Raw genomic sequence first — 1,615 nt, 5'->3', positions numbered from 1 at the left:
TAATACTTTTTCTGTGTACTCATTTTTCTAAGATATTATTTTGGTCTTAATATCTCTAAAAAATCGTCCGTGTAAATTTAGCAACTCCAGTAAGGCAAACCCTGAAAAAGATGTACTTAAACGCTATCAATTTTTGCAGCAGTTTAAAAAGGAGAGTAAACAGTTTGGCTCTCAACGACAGGCAAGTGAAGGTGTTGCTGTGAAAGTTGCTATGGAGAACCTAGCTCGAACAGCTGGCTATCCAGATCCAATACGACTACAGTGGGCAATGGAAACAAAGGAAGCACAGGAAATAATGCAAAAAGCTGGAACCATTGAGTTTACTGATACCCAAATAAGGCTTGAGATTGATGAACAGGGTAAGTCTTCAATTATTGCGATTAAAGATGGTAAGAAATTAAAATCAATCCCTGCTAAATACAGAAAAGAGCCGTCTTTAGTTAAACTGAAGGAGTATAATAAAACACTTCGAGAGCAGTACAGACGAACACGCAAGAGTCTCGAAAATGCTATGATTAATGGGGATGTTTTTTCTTCCAAAGAAATAGAAACCTTAACGCAACATCCAGTTGTGGCGCCAATGATTAACAAATTGGTCTTAGCTTCAAATGGTGATGTTGGTTTCTGGCAGGATAATAAGCTTTTAAAACCTGATGGTGAATTAGCTACTCTTTCAGATGAGATCAGATTGGCGCATTGCGTGGATTTATATGAATCAAAAACATGGGCTTCTTTTCAGAAGTATTGCTTCACTAATAAATTGACACAACCTTTTAAGCAAATATTCAGAGAGTTGTATGTTCCTACAAGTGATGAATTAAAAGAGAAGGCTGTATCACGAAGGTATGCAGGTCATCAGGTTCAACCAAAGAAAACAGTGGCTCTTCTTAAAAGTCAACACTGGACAGTTGATTATGAAGAAGGCCTTCAGAAGGTGAATCATAAACAAAATACCATTGCCAGAATGTTTGCTATGGCTGATTGGTTTTCGCCAGCTGATACAGAAGCACCAACACTGGAAACGGTTGAGTTCTTTAGTCGGAAAGATGGTAAGCGTCTACCTTTTGAGAAGGTTGATAAACTCATTTTCTCGGAAACAATGCGGGACATCGATTTGGTTGTTAGTGTAGCTCATGTTGGAGATGTTGATCCTGAGGCAAGTCAGTCATCCATCGAGTTACGTACTGCCATTGTCAAGGAAACTTGCAGTCTGTTTAAACTGAATAATGTGACTTTATCGGAGAATCACGCTAAGATAGCAGGAGACTTAGGTGAGTACTCGGTTCATCTGGGTAGTGGTGTATGCCACAAGGTGGCCAGTTCATCACTCTCAATATTACCAGTTCATTCACAACACAGAGGAAGAATGTTTTTACCTTTTATTGATGACGATCCTAAAACCGCAGAAATATTATCAAAAGTATTAATGCTGGCAAAGGATAAGGAGATAAAGGATCCTACCATTCTTCAGCAGTTGTAAGGTGATATAAATTGTACACTGAAAAGAAAAAAAAATTAAGTGGAGTTGCTAAATTTACACGGACGATTTTTTAGAGATATTAAGACCAAAATAATATCTTAGAAAAATGAGTACACAGAAAAAGTATTACAGTAC

The 1,615-nt window shown here is 37.6% G+C and carries 1 protein-coding gene; it reads left to right on the top strand.

All coding sequences use genetic code 11. The features are described from left to right. Nucleotides 1-40 precede the first annotated feature (40 nt). Complete coding sequence (locus ACRD7B_RS22695) at nt 41-1,480, top strand: DUF4132 domain-containing protein (RefSeq protein WP_430826960.1); 1,440 nt, start codon at nt 41-43, stop codon at nt 1,478-1,480. Nucleotides 1,481-1,615 lie beyond the last annotated feature (135 nt).

Origin of the sequence: Carboxylicivirga fragile, assembly GCF_050589805.1 — a bacterium.
Lineage (GTDB): Bacteria > Bacteroidota > Bacteroidia > Bacteroidales > Marinilabiliaceae > Carboxylicivirga > Carboxylicivirga fragile.
This window is presented reverse-complemented; position numbering and strand designations above follow the sequence as displayed.